Origin of the sequence: Falsiroseomonas tokyonensis (assembly GCF_019024325.1) — a bacterium.
GTDB classification, from domain to species: Bacteria; Pseudomonadota; Alphaproteobacteria; order Acetobacterales; family Acetobacteraceae; genus Falsiroseomonas; species Falsiroseomonas tokyonensis.
On sequence record NZ_JAFNJS010000019.1, the window covers coordinates 1 to 17,714 of the forward strand.

General features: G+C 69.5%; 23 protein-coding genes. 14 read left to right on the forward strand and 9 right to left on the reverse strand.

What is annotated here, in order from left to right:
* Nucleotides 1-64: 64 nt before the first annotated feature.
* The 8 genes from J3S20_RS28685 to J3S20_RS28720 all read right to left on the reverse strand — a co-directional run bounded on the left by J3S20_RS28685 (nucleotide 65) and on the right by J3S20_RS28720 (nucleotide 6,876).
* Nucleotides 65-1,315 carry an ATP-binding protein gene (locus tag J3S20_RS28685; protein ID WP_246603380.1) on the reverse strand — a complete coding sequence of 417 codons (1,251 nt, stop codon included), beginning with the start codon at nucleotides 1,313-1,315 and terminating at the stop codon, nucleotides 65-67.
* Nucleotides 1,305-2,633 (reverse strand): DNA (cytosine-5-)-methyltransferase, encoded by a 1,329-nt coding sequence (dcm, locus tag J3S20_RS28690; RefSeq protein WP_216840361.1) that lies wholly within the window; start codon nucleotides 2,631-2,633, stop codon nucleotides 1,305-1,307. The genes J3S20_RS28685 and dcm overlap by 11 nt, the downstream gene beginning before the upstream one ends.
* 200 nt (nucleotides 2,634-2,833) lie before the next feature.
* On the reverse strand, nucleotides 2,834-3,244 hold the full coding sequence (locus J3S20_RS28695; RefSeq protein WP_343215329.1) for a very short patch repair endonuclease: 411 nt from the start codon (nucleotides 3,242-3,244) through the stop codon (nucleotides 2,834-2,836).
* Between the two features lie 38 nt (nucleotides 3,245-3,282).
* Entirely contained in the window at nucleotides 3,283-3,564 is a 282-nt protein-coding gene (locus J3S20_RS28700) for a hypothetical protein (RefSeq protein WP_216840363.1), read from the reverse strand.
* Between the two features lie 81 nt (nucleotides 3,565-3,645).
* A complete protein-coding gene (locus J3S20_RS28705) occupies nucleotides 3,646-4,038 on the reverse strand; it encodes a hypothetical protein (protein WP_216840364.1) in 393 nt (130 codons plus the stop codon).
* The gene (locus J3S20_RS28710) at nucleotides 4,035-5,363 is read right to left on the reverse strand and encodes a recombinase family protein (protein ID WP_216840365.1); all 1,329 of its coding nucleotides are present in this window, start codon (nucleotides 5,361-5,363) and stop codon (nucleotides 4,035-4,037) included. The genes J3S20_RS28705 and J3S20_RS28710 overlap by 4 nt, the downstream gene beginning before the upstream one ends.
* Complete coding sequence (locus tag J3S20_RS28715; RefSeq protein WP_281419653.1) at nucleotides 5,360-5,848, reverse strand: DUF2924 domain-containing protein; 489 nt, start codon at nucleotides 5,846-5,848, stop codon at nucleotides 5,360-5,362. The genes J3S20_RS28710 and J3S20_RS28715 overlap by 4 nt, the downstream gene beginning before the upstream one ends.
* A 254-nt stretch (nucleotides 5,849-6,102) precedes the next feature.
* The gene (locus J3S20_RS28720; protein WP_216840366.1) at nucleotides 6,103-6,876 is read right to left on the reverse strand and encodes a LexA family transcriptional regulator; all 774 of its coding nucleotides are present in this window, start codon (nucleotides 6,874-6,876) and stop codon (nucleotides 6,103-6,105) included.
* A gap of 99 nt (nucleotides 6,877-6,975) precedes the next feature.
* Here J3S20_RS28720 and J3S20_RS28725 point away from each other — a divergent pair, with 99 nt between their 5' ends.
* The 14 genes from J3S20_RS28725 to J3S20_RS28790 all read left to right on the forward strand — a co-directional run bounded on the left by J3S20_RS28725 (nucleotide 6,976) and on the right by J3S20_RS28790 (nucleotide 16,872).
* On the forward strand, nucleotides 6,976-7,275 hold the full coding sequence (locus J3S20_RS28725; protein ID WP_216840367.1) for a hypothetical protein: 300 nt from the start codon (nucleotides 6,976-6,978) through the stop codon (nucleotides 7,273-7,275).
* Entirely contained in the window at nucleotides 7,268-7,690 is a 423-nt protein-coding gene (locus tag J3S20_RS28730; RefSeq protein ID WP_216840368.1) for a hypothetical protein, read from the forward strand. Before J3S20_RS28725 ends, J3S20_RS28730 begins: the two co-directional genes overlap by 8 nt.
* 106 nt (nucleotides 7,691-7,796) lie before the next feature.
* Entirely contained in the window at nucleotides 7,797-8,279 is a 483-nt protein-coding gene (locus J3S20_RS28735; protein ID WP_216840369.1) for a hypothetical protein, read from the forward strand.
* A complete protein-coding gene (locus J3S20_RS28740) occupies nucleotides 8,276-8,467 on the forward strand; it encodes a hypothetical protein (RefSeq protein WP_216840370.1) in 192 nt (63 codons plus the stop codon). The genes J3S20_RS28735 and J3S20_RS28740 overlap by 4 nt, the downstream gene beginning before the upstream one ends.
* A complete protein-coding gene (locus J3S20_RS28745; RefSeq protein WP_216840371.1) occupies nucleotides 8,467-9,246 on the forward strand; it encodes an ATP-binding protein in 780 nt (259 codons plus the stop codon). The genes J3S20_RS28740 and J3S20_RS28745 overlap by 1 nt, the downstream gene beginning before the upstream one ends.
* A gap of 1 nt (nucleotide 9,247) precedes the next feature.
* Complete coding sequence (locus J3S20_RS28750) at nucleotides 9,248-9,781, forward strand: DUF669 domain-containing protein (RefSeq protein ID WP_216840372.1); 534 nt, start codon at nucleotides 9,248-9,250, stop codon at nucleotides 9,779-9,781.
* Nucleotides 9,782-9,783: 2 nt separating this feature from the next.
* Entirely contained in the window at nucleotides 9,784-10,716 is a 933-nt protein-coding gene (locus J3S20_RS28755; protein ID WP_216840373.1) for a PD-(D/E)XK nuclease family protein, read from the forward strand.
* Nucleotides 10,713-12,296 carry a DEAD/DEAH box helicase gene (locus J3S20_RS28760; RefSeq protein WP_216840374.1) on the forward strand — a complete coding sequence of 528 codons (1,584 nt, stop codon included), beginning with the start codon at nucleotides 10,713-10,715 and terminating at the stop codon, nucleotides 12,294-12,296. The genes J3S20_RS28755 and J3S20_RS28760 overlap by 4 nt, the downstream gene beginning before the upstream one ends.
* Complete coding sequence (locus tag J3S20_RS28765; protein ID WP_216840375.1) at nucleotides 12,296-12,733, forward strand: hypothetical protein; 438 nt, start codon at nucleotides 12,296-12,298, stop codon at nucleotides 12,731-12,733. The genes J3S20_RS28760 and J3S20_RS28765 overlap by 1 nt, the downstream gene beginning before the upstream one ends.
* A gap of 125 nt (nucleotides 12,734-12,858) precedes the next feature.
* Complete coding sequence (locus J3S20_RS28770) at nucleotides 12,859-13,098, forward strand: DUF6511 domain-containing protein (RefSeq protein ID WP_216840376.1); 240 nt, start codon at nucleotides 12,859-12,861, stop codon at nucleotides 13,096-13,098.
* Nucleotides 13,095-13,568 (forward strand): hypothetical protein, encoded by a 474-nt coding sequence (locus tag J3S20_RS28775; protein WP_216840377.1) that lies wholly within the window; start codon nucleotides 13,095-13,097, stop codon nucleotides 13,566-13,568. The genes J3S20_RS28770 and J3S20_RS28775 overlap by 4 nt, the downstream gene beginning before the upstream one ends.
* Nucleotides 13,565-15,874, forward strand: a complete 2,310-nt coding sequence (locus J3S20_RS28780; protein WP_216840378.1) for a bifunctional DNA primase/polymerase — start codon at nucleotides 13,565-13,567, stop codon at nucleotides 15,872-15,874. Before J3S20_RS28775 ends, J3S20_RS28780 begins: the two co-directional genes overlap by 4 nt.
* A 223-nt stretch (nucleotides 15,875-16,097) precedes the next feature.
* Nucleotides 16,098-16,328, forward strand: a complete 231-nt coding sequence (locus J3S20_RS28785) for a hypothetical protein (RefSeq protein WP_216840379.1) — start codon at nucleotides 16,098-16,100, stop codon at nucleotides 16,326-16,328.
* Entirely contained in the window at nucleotides 16,318-16,872 is a 555-nt protein-coding gene (locus J3S20_RS28790) for a DUF6456 domain-containing protein (protein ID WP_216840380.1), read from the forward strand. Before J3S20_RS28785 ends, J3S20_RS28790 begins: the two co-directional genes overlap by 11 nt.
* Here the strand turns inward: J3S20_RS28790 and J3S20_RS28795 are convergent.
* On the reverse strand, nucleotides 16,845-17,444 hold the full coding sequence (locus tag J3S20_RS28795; protein WP_216840381.1) for a hypothetical protein: 600 nt from the start codon (nucleotides 17,442-17,444) through the stop codon (nucleotides 16,845-16,847). The genes J3S20_RS28790 and J3S20_RS28795 overlap by 28 nt on opposite strands.
* Nucleotides 17,445-17,714: the final 270 nt, after the last annotated feature.

Genomic DNA, 17,714 nt, shown 5'->3' on the forward strand with positions numbered 1-17,714 from the left:
CGCCTGGACCGCCGACCCCGACCGCGTCCTCGCCGCCATCAACCGCGGGAAGCAAGTGTTGGAGTCACTCCACTAGCGGGGCTGGCCTTCCCGGCGCGTCATTCTCGAGCTCTGGAGGAGGATCGTCAGCGCGCGCTTGCTCAGCGGCAGGCGGCAGGGCGTCTTCCAGATTTGCCTGCATGTCCTCCTGCGCACCGGCCACGGCGGCCGAGGCGCTGCGCTGAAGTGCCGGCCGAGGCGCTCTCTGCCGGTGGCCCTCCGCCTGCTTGAGCAGAGGAAGGTCGCCGCCGTCGAGGTCGTCGGCGAGGAGCTGCGCGAAGGCGTCCTCGTCCGTCCAACGGAAACCGTCCTTCGTGTGGCTGACCTCAAAGCCTTCGAGGTGCAACTCACCAAACAGGCGCTGGTGCCGGTACATGTTGGGCGCGCCGAATACCTCGTGGTGCTTCCAGCCCTCGTCGCCGCTGCCCTGAATGAGACGATTGCGGCGGAAAAGAGCGAAGCCTGCGCGCGCGCCCTTGCCGTCCTGCCGCAACGCGGCAAAGCCGTGCGCCCGCTGCCCACCTCCGAGGTCGAGGTTGATCTCCTTGCGCCAATCTCTCGGAGCGCCGTGCGGCTCGCGATAGAAGGGTGCTCGCAGGATCTGGGGTTCCTCATAGGCCAGCTCCTGAGTGTTCACCCGCAGCACAAGCGAGCCGTCCCGCAGGTAGCACCTGTAGATGTCAGTCAGATGTTCCTTGATTTTTCCCACCGTCCTCCCGACTGGGAGGTGGAATGGCTCTTCAAGCACGACCTCGGTGAAGTGCCCGGCCGCTCGGCCTGGACCCTCCCGGATCGCCAACTCCTCCAGCGAGTCCCGGACGATGCTCGCCACATCGAGGCGGACCGTCCGCTCGACAGCGTCGCCGAGGGCTTGCGTGCGGACCTGCCAGCGCGGGGCGAACCAGCACGCGGCCGACTTCATGCCCATCCCGAACTCCGACAGCCCCGAACGATCTGGCGGGACCACGGCAGGTCGGAAGGCGCGCGGGAAGTCCTGGGCGGCAATGCCAGCCGCGTTGTCGACGACCCGGATGCGTGCCGGCTGAGAGGCATCGACGTCAATATCCACGCGCAGCTTCCAGCCAGCGCCGTGCAGTGCGTGAAGAGCATCGCGGTTCTGCAGATAGCTTTGGACGGCGTTGTCCACGAACTCGGCAAGCGCGTGCCACGGCTTGTAATTGAGGTGCTTGAGGACTGAGAGGATAGCAGAGCCGGGCCGGATGCTTACGGACCGCGGAGGCGAAGTGTCCGAAGGCGCGGCAGCGTCAGGCGGCATGCCGCGCACCCCCGGGGCCGGGCAGCACCGGCGCAGGTTTTGCGAGGAGGCGGGCGTCTACGGCTAGGAGAGCCGAGGCGATGGCCTTGACCACCTCCACGTTTACTGCGTTTCCGAGCGCCTTGAACGCTGCGCTCCTCGTGCTCGGCAAGTGTTGCAGGTCGCCCATGCTCTGAAGGCGACTGCACTCCCGCACCGTCATGAAGCGCCGCTGCCATGCAATGACCGGAACCTGGCTGGTGGTCATGGCGACTAGCGACGGGGCCCGCCTCGGCGACTTCACACGAATTCCCGAGGGCCGAAACTGGAGCACCTTGCTCCAAATGTCGCGCGTCTCGTTGCGGCAGTTCCACTCGAGCTTCTGGAAGCTGGGGGCGAAACCAGCGATGCTCGGCAACCAAGTGTCGATCAGGCGCTGGTGACGTCTGTAGAAGGCTCTGTTCTTGGCAATGAACGCGACTTTCCAATCGGGGAAGGCAGCGCTGCGTTCGCGCGCGTAGGACGGGAGAGCCGCCTTTACCTCCTCGGGGGACTTGCGCGCGAGGCGCTCGCCTAATGCGCCTGCGTACCGCCCGAGGCCCCGATATTCGCGGGCGTGTGGGGTATCGACGGTGTAGGGATAGCTGGCGCCCCACTCCATGGCCCACATGGGCCAAGTCGGCAGAGGCTCGGACTTCGGCAGCTTTGCGAGCAACTTCTGCCAAGCGTCGAGGTAGGCCACGAAGTGCGGCTCGAGGTAGCGGGCCTCGGGCGGGTGATCGTCGAGGATCGTGCGGACGGTCAAGCCCTCGGGCGCCGTCGGCGTCGGCCAGCGAAAATCGCCCAGATCTCCGCGCCGCCCAACGATGAATGAACGCTCCCGTACCTGCGGAACACCAAACTGGTCGGGCGATAGGCGTGCCTCCGAGACGCTGTAGCCCGCCTGGAGGAGCTGCTGGCGTATCGAGGCCCAGGTCTCGCCGCCCTCGTGGCGCATGAGATTTGGGACGTTCTCCATCAGCAGCAGGCGCGGCCGATGATGGGCGAGAATTCCGACGATGTAGTTTGTTAGGTCGCCGTACTGAGGGCAGGAAAGCCCGCGCTGCTCGCCGGCCTTCGAGAAATTTTGGCAGGGAAAGCCCGCGCAGAGGACATCATGTGATGGCACCTCATCCGGCCGAACAAGCCTGATGTCACCCGCCGGGCGGATGCCGAAATTTTTCTCGTAGAGGCTGGCGAGTTCCGGGTCGGCCTCGCACGCGAAGACGCAGTCATGCCCAAGGGATGCGAGGGCTTGATGAAAGCCGCCCAATCCCGCGAACAGGTCGACAAAGCGCAAGCGCTCCAACGCTGGGCTTGGCTGAAGTGCCCCAGCAAACCCGTCCATGTCCCTCTCGAAATGCCAGTTTCGTCATTGATACGAGAAGCTGAGATGTAGGTTAAGCCCGATTCGCGATTCCTGGTCAGAAACCAATGAACTGGCGTGCCTTGCTGAGGTGCTGTCGCACCTGGACAAGCTGTGCCTCGGCCCAGATCGCCTCAACCCCGCGCTTTCGGAAAGCCCAAGAAGTGTCGAAGCCTCGGCCCGAGGCGTCCGACGTCTGTCACCTCGCATTCCCATACGGTCATAACCTGCCAGCCTAACGCCGTTAGGGCCGCTTCGGCTTGGCGGTCGCGCTCCCGATTTCGGGCGAGCTTCGGCAGCCAGTACTCCTGACGCGTGGCGGGTAGGGTCGCCGATCGGCAGCCCTCGTGCTGATGCCAGAAGCAGCCGTGCACCTGGATTGCTTTGCGTCGAGTGGGGAAGACAACGTCTGGCGTTCCCGGCAGGTCGCGGCGGTGCAACCGGAAGCGAAACCCCATTGCGTGGAGGAGCCTGCGGACCGCCAACTCGGGCCGTGTGTCCTTCTTCTTATTGCCACGCATCGTTGCACGCCGGCCTTCTGGCACATCTGCCCAAGGCTGGCGGGTGTGCCCACGTGCCGCCGTCAGCCCGCGAGCTCCGCTCGCCGTCCGGCGATAGCGCGGGCGAAAGCTGCAGCGGCATCCGCGAATTGCACGGTCGGGTCGGCGAGCGGGCGGACTTCTAACACGCGCGGCGCAGCACCAACGTAGGGATTGCCTTCCATGATGGCGAGCCACCCAGCCAAGCCCTGAGCACGAAGAGCTTCTTCAGCGCCGCGTACCTCATCCTCGGACGGATCGGAAGCGCGACCGAGCGTGACGTACCGACCATCGGTGCCAAGCACGATCCATCGGCGCTCTTTCAAGTTCCCTTTTGACGTTCGCACAGCGGACCTCGTCCTCGCGGCTGCCCCAAGAATGCCATGCGGGGGCGCCCGTCTGCCAGGTCAACGTCTTGGAATGCACGCCCTCTGCTGGTCGACCCAGGTGAGCGGGATCGGCTCGGACAACCGCTGCGGAACCGAGAAGTATGGTTCCCGGCCATCCAGGATCGCCTCTACCAGTTCCGGCGCCAACAGGGTCAGGTTTAGTAGACGACCAATATAGGCGCGATCGACGCCTTCCGCGGCGGCGAGTTCGCGGATCGATCCATACCGCCCCCCCTCCAGCATTCGCCGCCACCGAAACGCCCGCGCCAGCGCCTTCACCAGCGTCGGGTCGCCGCGCGTCTCGCCCGCGTCACCGCTGGCGCGAAGCGGTGCGCCATCCGGCCCGATGATCTGCTTCCGCCCGCCGCGGCGCCGGATCGCCATCGGCACGACCACCGTCATGCTGCTCATGCCGCCATCGCCTCCCGCTTCGCCGCCAGGTCCCGCGCCAGCCCGGCAAGCCCCTCCAGATTGAACCGGATCTCGGCCCCGGCCTCGCCGACCGTGACGCGCTCCACCAGCAGCCCAACGATCCGCTCCTGCTCGGCGGGAAACATCTCGTCCCAGAGGGGATCGAGCCGGCCGAGTGCGTCGCGGACCTCGGCCTCGGTCATGCTGGGGTCCTCCGCCCGCGCCGCGCGCCAGGTGCCGACCACCACCTCCGGCTGGCGCAGCAGGGCGCGGACCTGCGCCATGACCAGCCCCTCGATCTCGCCGGCCGGCAGCCGCCGGTGCGGCGCATCGTTCGCCCCGCCCTGCAGCACGGCCTGGCTGACGTAGTAGCGGTAGAGCCGGCCCTTCTTCCGGGTGTGGCTAGGCGACATGGCCCGCCCGTCCGGGCCGAACAGCAGGCCCCGCAGCAGCGCCGGCGCCCGCTGGCGCGCCTGCGCCGCGCGGACCCGGGGGCTCTCGGCGAGGATGCCGTGAACGCGATCCCATAGGTCCCGCGGGACGATGGCGTCATGCTCGCCGGGATACGCCGTCCCCTTATGCACGGCCTCGCCGATGTAGACCCGGTTCACCAGCAGCTTGTAGAGCGCGCTCTTGTCGAAGGGCCGGCCCGTCTTCGTCACGTGCCCTTCCGCCAGCAAGATCGGCAGCAGGCGAGTGCCGGAGCGAATCTCGGCGAACCCCTCAAACACGCGGCGCACCGTCGCGGCACCGGCCTCGTCGATCAGCAGCTTGCGGTTCTCGACGCGATAGCCGAGCGGCACCGGCCCGCCCATCCACATGCCGCGCGCGCGCGAGGCCGCGATCTTGTCGCGCACGCGCTCGCCGATCAGCTCGCGCTCATACTGCGCGAAGCTCAGCAGCATGTTCAGCGTCAGCCGGCCCATGCTCGTGGTTGTGTTCAGCGACTGCGTGATGGCCACGAAGGTGACGTCGTGCGCCTCGAAGGTCTCGACCAGCTTTGCGAAGTCCATCAGCGACCGCGACAGCCGGTCGACCTTGTAGACCACCACGACGTCGACGAGGCCGGACTCGATGTCGGCCAGCAGGCGCTTCAGCGCGGGACGATCGAGCGTGCCGCCGGACACACCGCCGTCGTCGTAGCGGTCGTGCACCAGGACCCAGCCCTCGGGCCGCTGCGAGGCGATGTAGGCCTCACACGCCGCGCGCTGCGCCTCAAGCGAGTTGAACTCCTTCTCCAGCCCCTCGTCGGTGGACTTCCGCGTGTAGACGGCGCAACGGAGCTTGCGCAGCTTCGCCGGCATGGCGGCATCGCGGCGGCTCATGAGCCGGGCTTCCGCAGGCCGAAGAAGACCCAGCCGTTCCAGCGCGTGCCGGTGATCGCGCGCGCAATGGCGGAGAGCGACTGATAGGGGCGGCCCTGGTAGCTGTAGCCGTCGCGGGTGACGGTGACGACGTGCTCGACGCCCTGGTACTCGCGGATCAGCCGCGTGCCCGCGATCGGACGCTGGTCATGGCGGATGCGGCGCAGCGTGATGCTCCGGCCGTCGAACTGCTCGCCCAACGCCTCGAGCCGCGCCAGCGTCTCAGGCTTCAGCCCGCCATAGGCGAGCTCCTGTGTCCTGTAGGCGAGCCGGCTCTCCAGGAAGCGCCGGTTGTAGGGCGGCGGCTCGGTGCCGAAGAGCCGGCGCCACTCGGCCTTGAGCTCGCCGATCGGCATGCCGGGCAGCGCGGCGAGCCGCGCCGGCACGTCCTGCTTCGGGATGGCGCTGATCGTCATCGTCGTGGTGGTCGGCTTCGCGCGTCTCATGCGACTCCCTTTCTCCTGGGGTTCGCACCAAGGCGCTGGCCGGGGACGGAGTGTAGGCGAACCGCGCTCTCGCCGGCGGGCTGGCGCGCGGCTTCCTCGACAGCGCGGCTCCTCAGCCGCAGCAGCCCACGGGCGAGCAGGTCACAGACCTCGCGCAGGTGGGGTGGGAGATGGAGGTTGATCGGGGGATCGTCGCGCTGCATCGCGTGACAATACGAATCGCCCCGCCTGTCGGGGAGTGCTGATTTGTAGCGCTACGCCCCGACCTGCCGGCCGAGCCAGATCACACGCCCGATCACGTGGATATCGTCGGGGTTTAGGCTCCGCTGCGGCTCGTAGGCTGGGTTGTCGGAGCGCACGGTGATCAGGCCCTTCCCGAGCTCGACCTGCACCCGCTTCACCTGCAGCCCGTTGCCGGTGCGGATGACGTAGATCCCGTCCTTGTCGGCCGGGTTGCTCTGCCGGAAGTCGATCAGCACCGAGTCGCCCGGCCGCAGTGTCGGCTCCATCGAATCGCCGTCGACGCTGATCACCGCGAGCTGGTCGAGCGGTGCCTTGGTGACGGTACGGATCCACTCCTCGCGGAAGGCGATGCGGTGCATCACTGATTCGCGGTCGATGTCCTGCCCAGGGCCGGCCGACGCTGTCGCGTCGTAGACGGGCAGGAGGGCCCAGGTGTCCCCGCCCATGGAGATGATCTCGGCGCTGGCGGGCCCGCTGTAGGCGGGCTTTGGCTTGGGCGCCGGCTTGCGCCGGACGCGCTGGCCGAGGACCGCCGCGGCCTCCTCCGGCGTGTTGACGGCAATGCCGACCTCGTCGCCCGCCTCCTTGCCGAAGAGGAGCTTCTGCCAGGTGATCCCGAGCGGCCCGGCGAGCTCGCGCGCGGCCCGCGCGGTGAGCGGCCGGCGACCGCTCTCGTAAGCGCGGTAGGTCGCCTCGGGCACGCCGGCGAGGCGGGCGAGCTCGGCCCCGGAATCGATGCCCTTCTGCTCGCGAAAGCGGCGGAGGCGGTGCGCGGCGGTCTCCATGCGATGCATCTTGTAGCGCCTATTGGGCGATTGTGTAGCAGGATTCGCGCAATACAAACAGTCTTGTTTGCCTGCCGCGACACAGCGTATCTCCCCGGCATGCCCGCCGCCCGGTCCTCCCCGTCGCCTCATCAGCCGGACCCGCCCGCACCCGCGCGGCGCCCGGCCGCCTCGCCACCGCGCAGCTTCGCCGAGGTGATCAACCTCTGGTCCTGCGCCGGCGAGCTCGCCGCCATCCTCGACGTCGAGGCGGTGACCGTCCGGGCCTGGCGCCGCCGCGGCATCCCCGCCCGCTACTGGGCGGCCGTCGCGGCTGCGGCGCGCTTCACCGGACGGCCGGTGGATGAGCGCCTGCTGGCCGAGCTCGGCGCGATCCGGAAGGGCCGCCTCCATGGGTAAGGCGTCGCGCGACAAGGGGCTGCGCCGCGAGCGCGCCATCGTCGAGATCCACACGAAGTGCGGCATGCACGCCGAGCGCGTGCCGCTCTCCGGTGCGCTGCGCTACCAGGGCAACGGCGCCGACGTCGACCTCTACGTCCGTGGCGCCGCGCCGCTCAAGGCCGAGGTGAAGGCCCGCGGCGAGGGCAGCGGGTTCAAGACGCTCGAACGCTGGCTCGGGGCGAATGACGCGCTCTTCCTGGTGCGCGACCGCGCCGAGCCGCTGGTCGTGGTGCGGCTGCATGCCTGGCTGGAGATCGCCTCCCGCAGCGCGCGCTTCGATCCCGACGCCGATGCGGCCCGTCGCGACCGACGCGGGGCGATCGAGGACGGCCCGCTGCCGCCTGCCGACGCGATCGCACGGAGTGCCGCATGAGCCAGCACCGTCTCCTTGAAATACTGCGGGCGCTGCTCGGCGGCGTCGCCTTCGCCCTCTCCATCATCGCCCTGCTCTGGGCCGCCGAACTCCTGGAGGTGACGCCGTGACCATCCCGAACCGCACCACGCTGGCGACGCTGCGTCGCATGCTGCCGGCGCAGGTCGCGAGCCTGCCGGCCGCCGACCTCGCCGCCCTGCTCGACGAGGTCGCTAAACTCAAGGCAGACGGCAAGCAGCTGTCCGACCTGCTGCATGAGGGGCTGGATCGCCGCTTCGGCGAGGCCGCCACCGCAGCGCGCCGGGCCGAGGGAAAGGACACCGGCCGCGTCCGCCTCGAGGCGGACGGCGTCGAGGTCGTCGCCGATCTGCCGAAGCGCGTGGAGTGGAACCAGGCGCGGCTCGCAGAGGCGGTGCAGACCCTGCGCGAATGGGGCGAGGACCCCGCCGACTACGTCGGCACCGAGCTCACGGTGACGGAAGCGCGCTTCGCCGCCTGGCCGCCGCGCATCCGCGCGCTGTTCGAGCCAGCCCGCACCCTCCGCCCCGGTCGCCCGACCTACGCCCTCACCCCGAAGGAGCCCGCATGATGGCGCACGAGCTTCGCATCCTCGTCTCGATCCCGCTGGAGGGCGACGCGATCGCCCGCGCGAAGGAGGTCGCGGCCTTCGAGCCGACGCTCGACGGCTTCGCCGAGGCCGTCGCCAGGGCGGGCGGCGACATCAAGGTGGACGTCATCAAGGCGAAGCCCCGCGCGCCGAAGGCGGAGGCGCACTGATGGCGATCTCCCTCGAAAGCCTGCGGCGCGGCGGCGCGGCGAGCCCGCCCCGTATGCTCGTCTACGGCGTCGCCGGCGTCGGCAAGACCAGCCTCGCCGCGGCCGCGCCGAGCCCGGTGTTCCTCCAGACCGAGGACGGCCTCGGCGTCATCGACGCACCGACCTTCGGCCTGCTGCGCAGCTACGCCGACGTGCAGGACGCGCTCGACGCGCTCTACGGGCAGCAGCACGACTTCCAGACCGTCGTGCTCGACAGCCTCGACTGGCTGGAGCCGCTGGTCTGGCGCGAGACCGCCCGGATCAACAACTGGTCCGACATCGAGCAGCCCGGCTACGGCAAGGGCTATCTCGCCGCCCTCGACGTTTGGCGCGGCTTCCTGGACGGCATGAACCTGCTGCGCGCCGAGCGCGGCATGGGCGTGATCCTCATCGCGCACTGCGACATCCGCCGCTTCGACAGCCCCGAGACCGAGCCCTACGACCGGTACGTCATCAAGCTCCAGAGCCGTGCCGCGGCGCTGGTGCAGGAGCACGTCGATGCGGTGCTGTTCGCGAACTACCGCGTGAGCACCGTCAAGACCGACGTCGGCTTCAAGAAGCAGGTGGTGCGCGGCGTCTCCGGCGGCGACCGCCTGCTGCACACCACCGAGCGCCCGGCCTTCCTCGCCAAGAACCGCTTCGGGCTGCCCGACAGCCTGCCGCTCGACTGGCCGGCGCTTGCCGCCGGTATCCCCTTCTACGCCCAAGAGACCGCGCCCGCCGCGGAGGAGATCCGCTGACATGGCCCAGCTCAACCAGCACTTCGACGCCAACGCGGTCGAGCCGGCGGCGCCCTTCGCGCTGCTCCCGCCCGGGCGCTACGTCGCCCAGATCGTGCAGAGCGAGATGCGCCCGACCAAGGCCGGGACCGGCCAGCTGCTCTGGCTCGAGCTCGACGTGATCGAGGGGCCCCACCAGGGCCGCAAGATCTGGGACCAGCTCAACCTGGTGAACCCGAACCAGCAGACGGTGGAGATCGCGCAGCGCGCCCTGTCTGCGATCTGCCACGCGGTGGGCCAGCTCCAGGTCAGCGACAGCGAGCAGCTGCATCTGCGGCCGCTGCAGGTGACGCTCGCGATCGAGGTGGACAGTCGGGACAAGCACCTGCCGCCGCACGAGCAGCGCAAGCAGAACAAGGTCAAGGGCTATGCGCCGCTCGGCAACGCGCCGACCGCGCGGGCCACGCCGGCGCCCGCGGCGCGCTCGGCCCCTCCGCCGCCGCGCCCGACGACGGCCGCGCCGACCGCCACGCCGCCCTGGCGCCGCGCGGGGTGAGCATGGCCGCGCTTCCTCCTCCCGCCACGCCGACGGTGGACGCGATCTATGCCGCCTACGAGGCGGCGGCCGACGCTGGCTGGCGCGAGCACCTTGGTGCCTCGCTGATCGGTACCGAGTGCGATCGTGCGCTCTGGTACACCTTCCGCTGGGCGACGCGGGCACGTCACACCGGGCGTCTCCTCCGGCTCTTCGAGACTGGCCAGCTCGCCGAGGCGCGGTTTGTCGCCGACCTGCGCCGGATCGGCGTGACCGTGCTCGAGGTAGATCCCGACACGGGCCGGCAGTGGACCGTGCGCGACGCCACCGGCCACTTCGGCGGCAGCATGGATGCGGTCGCCAGGGGTTTCCTGGAGGCACCGCAGGCTTGGCATGTCTGCGAGTTCAAGACGCACAGCGCGAAGTCCTTCGCCCGCCTGCTGGCGGAGGGCGTCGCCGCGTCGAAGCCGCTGCACTGGGCGCAGATGCAGGCCTACATGCAGCTCGCGGGCATCGACCGGGCCTTCTACCTGGCGGTGTGCAAGGACACCGACGCGCTGTACCAGGAGCGCGTCCACCACAACGCCGAGGCCGGGCTGCGGCTGCTGGCCAAGGCGGAGCGGATCGTGCGCGCCGCGCATCCGCCGGCGCGGATCAGCGACGATCCGGCCTGGTGGCAGTGCCGGCTCTGCGACCACCACGCCGTCTGCCACGAGGGCGCGGCCGCGGAGCGCCACTGCCGGTCCTGCCTGCACGCCACGGCGGCGGACGGCGGCGCCTGGCACTGCGCCCGGCACGGGCACTTCCCGGTACGCGACGCGCAGCAGGCCGGCTGCGCGATGCACCTCTACGTTCCCGACCTCGTCCCCGGCGAGCAGATCGACGCGGGCGAGGACTGGGTCAGCTACCGGCTGCGCGACGGCGCGGAGTGGCGGGACGGGATGGCCGCCGCATGACCCTTTCGCTGCGCCCCTATCAGCGCGCCGCCATCGACGCGCTCTACGACTACTTCGGCGGGAACACGGGCAACCCGCTTGTGGTGATGCCGACCGGCACAGGGAAATCCGTGGTCATCGCCGGCTTCATCCGCGAGGCCATCGCTGCCTATGCCGACACCCGCGTCCTGGTCCTGACCCATGTGAAGGAGCTGATCCAGCAGAACTTCATGGCGCTGCTCCGCGCCTGGCCCGAGGCGCCGGCCGGCATCTACTCCGCCGGCCTCTCGCGCCGCGACATCCGCGCCCAGGTGTTGTTCGCCGGCATCCAGTCCATCCATCGCCATGCCTACAAGGTCCAGCGCTGCGACCTGGTGCTGATCGACGAGGCCCATCTGCTCGGCCGCGGCGACAGCGGCATGTATCGCTCCTTCCTCGCGCAGCTGAACGAGGTCAACGCCGGCCTGCTGAAGGTGGTCGGCTTCACCGCCACGCCCTACCGGCTCGACAGCGGGCTGCTCCACGAGGGGAAGGACCGGCTGTTCACCGACATCGCCTATGAGGTGTCGGTCCTGAACATGATCCGCCAGGGCTACCTCTCGCCCGTTGTCCCTAAGCAGACCGAGACGCAGCTCGACGTCGGCGGGGTCGGCACGCGCGGCGGGGAGTTCATCGCCAAGGACCTCGAGGCGGCGGTGGACCGCGACGAGGTCACCCGCGCCGCCGTCGCCGAGATCGTGCAGCACGGCGAGGGCCGCGGCTCCTGGTTGGTCTTCTGCTCCGGCGTCGCCCATGCGCGGCACGTCCGGGACGCCATCCGCGAGCATGGGGTCTCCTGCGAGACGGTCACGGGCGACACGCCGGCGCCGGAGCGCGACAGCATCCTGACTGCGTTCAAGGCGGGGCGGCTGCGCTGCGTGACCAACGCCAACGTGCTGACCACCGGCTTCGACGCGCCCGGCGTCGACCTGATCGCGCTGCTGCGCCCGACGAAGAGCGTCGGCCTCTACGTCCAGATGGTGGGGCGCGGCACCCGGCTCGCGGAGGGCAAGGACGACTGCCTTGTCCTCGACTTCGCCGGCAACACGGCGCGACACGGCCCGATCGACATGGTGGACGGGCGGAAGCGGGAGCCCGCCGGCGACGGCGACGCACCGATCAAGGTCTGCTCGGCGTGCCAGACCATCAACCACGCCAGCGCGCGACGCTGCATCGAGTGCGACGAGGAGTTCCCGCCGCCGGCGATCAAGGTGTCGCCCGAGGCAGCGTCCAACGCGCTGCTCTCGACACAGATACAGGCCAGCTGGTGCGACGTTACCGGCGTCACCTACACGCGCCACGAGAAGCCCGGCAAGCCGGCCTCGCTGCGCGTCACCTACGACTGCGGGCTGGCCCGGCACAGCGAGTGGGTGTGCTTCGAGCACACCGGCTTCCCCCGCGAGAAGGCCGTGGGCTGGTGGCAGCGCCGTGCGCCGCAGCTGCCGGCGCCGTCCTCGGTTGAAGAGGCCCTGCAGCACATCGAAGCGCTGCGCCAGCCCCGCGCCATCCAGGTGCGGCCGCTGGGCCAGTACACCGAGATCGTCAGCGCGAGGTTCGAGTGATGAACGCACCGTGGAAGACGCTGCCGCCGGCAGTCTCACCGACGCATCCGGAGACGCCGGATGAGAAGGCGGAACGGAAAAGGGCGCGGCAGCGGGATTGGGCGCGGCAAAAATACGCCGCGGACCCGGAGAAGGCGCGGGAACAGAACCGCGCGCGCTATGCGGCCAATCGGCAGAAGCGGAACGAGTCGTCTCGCCGCTGGCGAGCCGCGAACCCGGAGAAGGTGATTGCGGCAACGGCACAGAAACGCGAGGCAGACCCGGCAAAGGCACGCGAGGCGAATAACCGCTGGAAGGCCGCGAACCGAGAGAAGGTACGCGAGCAGGAGCGCGCTCGGCGTAATGCGGCCCCCGAGAAAGCGCGCGAGGCGTGCCGCCGTTGGCGTGAGCGCAAGAAGGCCGAAGCAGCGGCCAAGCAGCGGCAAGGGGATCAATGAAATGCCGCACCTGCTCGCGCCCTGCCTGGCACTGGCTGTGGTGGCATCCGGCGCGCTCGCTTCGGGTGCATTGGACCGCGCTCTCGTGTTCGCCCGTCTGCCTCGACCTCTGGCGGGAGCGCTGCATGGTTGATGCGAACGAGCAGGAGGTCGCGGCGATGCGCGCGGCCGGCGATATCGCCGGGCAGTACATCGAGGCGGTCGGCCGCACCGACATGGCGACCTGGTCGGAGGCGGACTGGCGCGGCTTCATCGAAGCGATCTGCGGTGCCTATGTCGCTGCGCTCATCGAGCAGCAGATCGCCATCAACACGGCGGTGGCGAAGGTGCAGACATTGCCGCTCCCCGCGGTTGGTGGCCGATGAACCCGGTCGACATGCTCGCCGAGGCGGCGCAGATCTACCCTGCCTGGTGGTCGGCGCACGGCAACCGGCCGATGACGGTCGTGGAACTCGCGGAGCCGGTTCGCGCGGCGGTGGATCCTGACAGGCGCGGCCGCCAGTACATCGCCGTCAAGCTCTGCATGCTGGATGGGGTGCGCGCCGCCGGCTTCGTCCTTGCACGTCGGAAGAGCGTCGGGAAGTGGAGTCCGGGGCGCTACGTGCTGAACCGCGTCGAGGCGGCGAACGAATCGGACGCGCAGGCCGCGGCGGCGAAGGTGCAGGTCAGGCCTACCGCGGTCGTCCCCGCGCGGTCGATCCACGCCGAACTCGAGGTGGCGCGGCGTGCCCTGGAGCGCGCGGCGCGGCAGATCGCCGCTCTCTACCCCGAGGTCCTGCGCATCGACGCGGAGCGTGATGCCGCCATCGCCGCCCAGGAGCGGGCGGGCGAATGACCGACGCGGCCGGCTTCATGGCGAGCCACGGCGAGCGCCTCGTCGACAACGGCTACCCCGTCATCCCGATCATGCCGGGCAGCAAGGTGCCGGGGCGTTTCACTGCGGGGCGGTGGGTACCCTATGCCGATTGGACTCGGCATGCCGACCGGCCGACGAAGTCCTTCGAACTCGATATCTGGCGACGCTGGCCAGGCAGCGGCGTGGGCATCGCCTGCGGCGCCGTGGTCGGCATCGACATCGACGTCACGGACGCCGGGCTCGCCTTTGAACTCGCCCGGCTCGCCGGCGAGATGCTGGGCGAGACGCCCTGCATCCGGATCGGCCAGGCCCCGAAGCGCCTGCTGGTCTATCGCGCGGCGGCTGCCTTCCCCGGCCGCAAGCGGCTGCCGCTCGAGGTCCTGGCGCATGGGCAGCAATTCGTCGCCCACGCCACCCACCCCGGCACGGGGCAGCCCTATGCCTGGCCGGAGGAAACGCTGCTCGATTTGCCGCTAGCGAGCCTGCCGGTGGTGGACGAGGCCAGCGCGATGGCCTGGCTCGACCGGGCCTACGGCCTGATCCCGCCGGACCAGCGGCCCCATTCCCTCCGCCTCGACGGCAGCGAGGGCGAGTGGCGGGGCCCCTCCGATCCCCGCGGCACCTACGATGCGGTGAAGGCAGCGCTGGCGTACCTCCCCAACGAGGACCTGGATGGCCATTCCTGGATCACCATGGCCAACGCCATCAAGGCGGCGCTGGGGGAGGAGGGGCGCCAGCTCTGGCTCGACTGGTCGAAGTCGAGCGGGAAGTCTGGCCAATCGGGCAAGTCGGACACCGCGGAGCGCCGCTGGAAGACGCTGCGGCCCCACAGCATCGGCGCCGGCAGCATCTATGGCTGGGCCATCGCGCGCGGCTGGGTGCCGCCGCCCGAGGTCACGCTGAACGCCCAAGCGGCAGAACGGGCCGGACAGCCGCATCCGGCCGTCGGGCTTCTCGCCAAGGCCACGGCCGCGCCAGCGCCACCGCCGCGCTATCGCGTCCCGCCGGAGCTGCTGGCGGTCGACGGGGTGCTGAGGCGGTTCGTGGACTACGCCATGAGTACGGCGGTCAGCCCGCAGCCCTTCCTGGCGCTGGGCGCTGCCATCTGCATGGTCGGCGCGCTCGCTGGCCGGCGCTACCGGACGCCGACCGACCTGCGCAGCAACGTCTACGCCATCGGCATCGCCGACAGCGGCGGCGGCAAGGATCATGCGCGCCGCTGCGTGAAGCGCGTCCTCTACGCAGCCGGCCTGGATCGCTACCTCGGCGGCGAGGATCTGGCGTCCTCGGCCGGGCTGCTCACCTCCCTGCAGCGGCATCCCGCGCGGCTCTTCCAAGTGGACGAGTTCGGCCAGTTCCTGAAGCTCGTCCTCGCCCCGCGCGCCCCGGCGCACAAGGCGGCCATCTGGGCGGAGCTGACCAAGCTCTACACCTCGGCGGCCGAGCCCTACATCGGCGCGGAATACGCCGACCAGAAGGCGCGGCCGCGGGTCACGATCGAGCAGCCCTGCGCCTGCATCTGGGGCGTCACCGTGCCTGGGCCGTTCTGGCAGGCGCTGGAGGGCGGCGCGCTCGCAGATGGCTCGATCGCGCGCTTCCTGGTCTTCCTCACCGACGAGGACTACCCGGAGCGCAACGAGGCGCCAGCGCCGATGGACCCGCCCGCCGATCTCGTGGCCGCGGTGCAGGCGATAGCGCGCGGCGTGCCCGGACACAGCCACGGCGGCAACATCGCAGACGCGATGGAGGCCTCGGCCCCGATCCACGCCTACACGGTGCCGCTCAGCCCCGACGCGGAGGGGGCCATGCAGGCGGTGCGGCGCGAGGCCACCGACCTGCTGCGCTCGCACCGCGGGACCTACGCCACCGCCCTGTTCGGCCGCCACGCCGAGAACGCAGCGAAGCTGGCGATGATCGCCGCTGTCAGCCGCGACCCCGCGCGGCCGGTTACGGAGGCACGCGACATCGGCTGGGCGTCGCGCCTGGTGGAGCACTGCATCGGCACGATGCTGCGCGAGGCCGAAAGCAAGATCTCCGACAACGACACCGAGGCGAAGCACAAGCGGGTGCTGGAGATCATCCGGGACGGCGGGCGCCTGTCGCGCAGCGACGTAACGCGCCGCTCCCAGTTCCTGTCGCGCCGCGAGCGCGAGGAGATCCTGGCCTCGCTGGTCGAGGCGGGCCTTGTCGTCGTCGAGCAGGAGGCCGGCACGACCAAGCCCACCACCTACTACGCCGCGGTCGTGCCGAACGATCTACCGCTGTTCGCCGGGAGGGCGCGATGAAGGATCTCGCCGGCATGAGGGATCGCCGGAGCGGAACCCCAGGTGGGAGGCCGGTCCGCGGCGGATCTTCAATAGCTCAATTTTTCCCGCGCGCACGCGAATGCACATATGCGCGCCCGAACGTGGGGGGAGAGAGACCTATTGAATTATCATTATTATTGAATCTTCTCCCCTCCCCAAGGGGCGCCCGCATGCGCGCGCGCGCGACGGCCGTGGTCGGCTCATGACGCTGCCAGGCGCTCCTCGTCCGCCGCGCTCCTCGCTCGATCGCGGCGGTTCCAGTCCCGCGCGTGAGGACCAGCTCGATGCCATGCGCGCCGCCGCCTGGCACCGGCACGGCGTCGCCTCGCTTGCCATACACGACATCACCGACCCCTGGCTGCGCCAGGCGGTCATCAACGAGGCGACGCGGCGCTGGGGCCGTCGGCGCGCAGGAGGTCACCATGGCGACTAAGCGCAAGCGGAAGAAGAGCACGACGGCGGTGAGCGAGGAGATCGGCAAGCCCAGCCGCTGGCGGCTGCAGCACGGCGGCTTCAGCGACGGCGTGCGTGAGGCGGATCCCCAGACCGGCGCACCCGTTGTGCACCGCTACGCCATCGACACCCTCGGCGTCATGCTGAACAACGGGACCATCACGCGCGAGATGCACGATGCCGGGGCGATCTTCCGGCGCCAGTTCCGCATCGCCGCGCTCGACACGCTGCGCGCCATGCCGCTGATCCGCATCCCTGGCAGCACCGGCCTCGACACCACCACCGAGCAGCAGTTCCAGGCGCGGGAGAAGGTCGCGGCGGCAATCGCAGCCCTCGGTGGTCCGGCCAGCCCGGCTGGCGCCTGCGTCTGGCATGTGGTCGGCCTCGAGAACTCGATCACCGAATGGGCGCGGCGCTCCGGCTGGGGCGGAAGGCCGATCGGGCATGCACAGGGGCAGGGCGTGCTGGTGTCGGCGCTGGGCGTGCTCGCGATGCACTACGGGCTGACGCGGCGGGCAGCCTGACGCCGATCCTTCAGCGCTCTCGTTTGAGGCCGTTCAGACTTTGGCCGCGACCAGAACTCGTCATCGAGGAAGACTCGACAGGTTTGGCGTTCGGTAGCGAGTTCGGCGGCGCGGTGCTGGAACTTCCTGTAATCCTCTGCCGTCAGGGCCTTCACTCCAGTCCAGCGTGGCAGGCTTCGAGCCGCGCTTAAGCGGCGCAACTCGTAGGCCACCTTTTCATCGACGGGGATGTGCAGCAGAGGCTCGATGCGATCCAGATGAAAGGCCCCCCGGAGGTGATGGTGGCAGGCCGCGTCGCGGAGGAACAGATTGACGGCCTTTGCGCAACGCCCGTACTCCGCTGATAGGCCTTTCTTGCTGAGTGAACGGCGCAAGCCAGCGACCGTTGCTGCATGTCGCTGTTCGAATTCGCTGGACGACAGACCGCTGAATGCCTGCAGATTGAGGTCGCGGAAAAATGCGCGGACCGCCTCAAGTGTCCCCTCCGTTGAACCGCGCAGCGCCGAGGCGCCGACACATGCGTTGGCCACGCGTTTCTGCATGAATCGGAGGACATCGTCGTGCAGCGTCATGTCGTCGGCTTCCTCTGTGGTCACGACCTGAAAAAGCGGCACCGACCACGAATCTTGAAACGCTACATCTTCGCACTCCCCAACGGAATCTGGATTGGGTAGCTTCTCGATAGTCGCTGAAGATGCGGCTGCCGAGCGACGCTGCAGCTCACTTGAGACAGTGGCTCGCGAGCCGATGGTTCCTTCCTGGGCCCGTCGTATGCGGGGGGCGGAAGCGCGCAACATCGCTAGCGCCTGGCCCGAAATGTGGTTCGCAGTTCGCACCCTTCG

Bases quoted from the DNA above. Each gene is read 5' to 3' on its own strand.
- J3S20_RS28775 (WP_216840377.1), top strand. From the start codon at position 13,095: ATGAACCCGGTCGACATGCTCGCCGAGGCGGCGCAGATCTACCCTGCC.
- J3S20_RS28795 (WP_216840381.1), bottom strand. From the start codon at position 17,444: ATGACGCTGCACGACGATGTCCTCCGATTCATGCAGAAACGCGTGGCC.
- J3S20_RS28755 (WP_216840373.1), top strand. From the start codon at position 9,784: ATGGCCGCGCTTCCTCCTCCCGCCACGCCGACGGTGGACGCGATCTAT.
- J3S20_RS28765 (WP_216840375.1), top strand. From the start codon at position 12,296: ATGAACGCACCGTGGAAGACGCTGCCGCCGGCAGTCTCACCGACGCAT.
- J3S20_RS28710 (WP_216840365.1), bottom strand. From the start codon at position 5,363: ATGAGCCGCCGCGATGCCGCCATGCCGGCGAAGCTGCGCAAGCTCCGT.
- J3S20_RS28725 (WP_216840367.1), top strand. From the start codon at position 6,976: ATGCCCGCCGCCCGGTCCTCCCCGTCGCCTCATCAGCCGGACCCGCCC.
- J3S20_RS28705 (WP_216840364.1), bottom strand. From the start codon at position 4,038: ATGAGCAGCATGACGGTGGTCGTGCCGATGGCGATCCGGCGCCGCGGC.
- J3S20_RS28685 (WP_246603380.1), bottom strand. From the start codon at position 1,315: ATGCCGCCTGACGCTGCCGCGCCTTCGGACACTTCGCCTCCGCGGTCC.
- J3S20_RS28715 (WP_281419653.1), bottom strand. From the start codon at position 5,848: ATGAGACGCGCGAAGCCGACCACCACGACGATGACGATCAGCGCCATC.
- J3S20_RS28720 (WP_216840366.1), bottom strand. From the start codon at position 6,876: ATGGAGACCGCCGCGCACCGCCTCCGCCGCTTTCGCGAGCAGAAGGGC.
- J3S20_RS28785 (WP_216840379.1), top strand. From the start codon at position 16,098: ATGACGCTGCCAGGCGCTCCTCGTCCGCCGCGCTCCTCGCTCGATCGC.
- J3S20_RS28745 (WP_216840371.1), top strand. From the start codon at position 8,467: ATGGCGATCTCCCTCGAAAGCCTGCGGCGCGGCGGCGCGGCGAGCCCG.
- J3S20_RS28770 (WP_216840376.1), top strand. From the start codon at position 12,859: ATGGTTGATGCGAACGAGCAGGAGGTCGCGGCGATGCGCGCGGCCGGC.
- J3S20_RS28780 (WP_216840378.1), top strand. From the start codon at position 13,565: ATGACCGACGCGGCCGGCTTCATGGCGAGCCACGGCGAGCGCCTCGTC.
- J3S20_RS28790 (WP_216840380.1), top strand. From the start codon at position 16,318: ATGGCGACTAAGCGCAAGCGGAAGAAGAGCACGACGGCGGTGAGCGAG.
- J3S20_RS28730 (WP_216840368.1), top strand. From the start codon at position 7,268: ATGGGTAAGGCGTCGCGCGACAAGGGGCTGCGCCGCGAGCGCGCCATC.
- J3S20_RS28740 (WP_216840370.1), top strand. From the start codon at position 8,276: ATGATGGCGCACGAGCTTCGCATCCTCGTCTCGATCCCGCTGGAGGGC.
- J3S20_RS28760 (WP_216840374.1), top strand. From the start codon at position 10,713: ATGACCCTTTCGCTGCGCCCCTATCAGCGCGCCGCCATCGACGCGCTC.
- J3S20_RS28750 (WP_216840372.1), top strand. From the start codon at position 9,248: ATGGCCCAGCTCAACCAGCACTTCGACGCCAACGCGGTCGAGCCGGCG.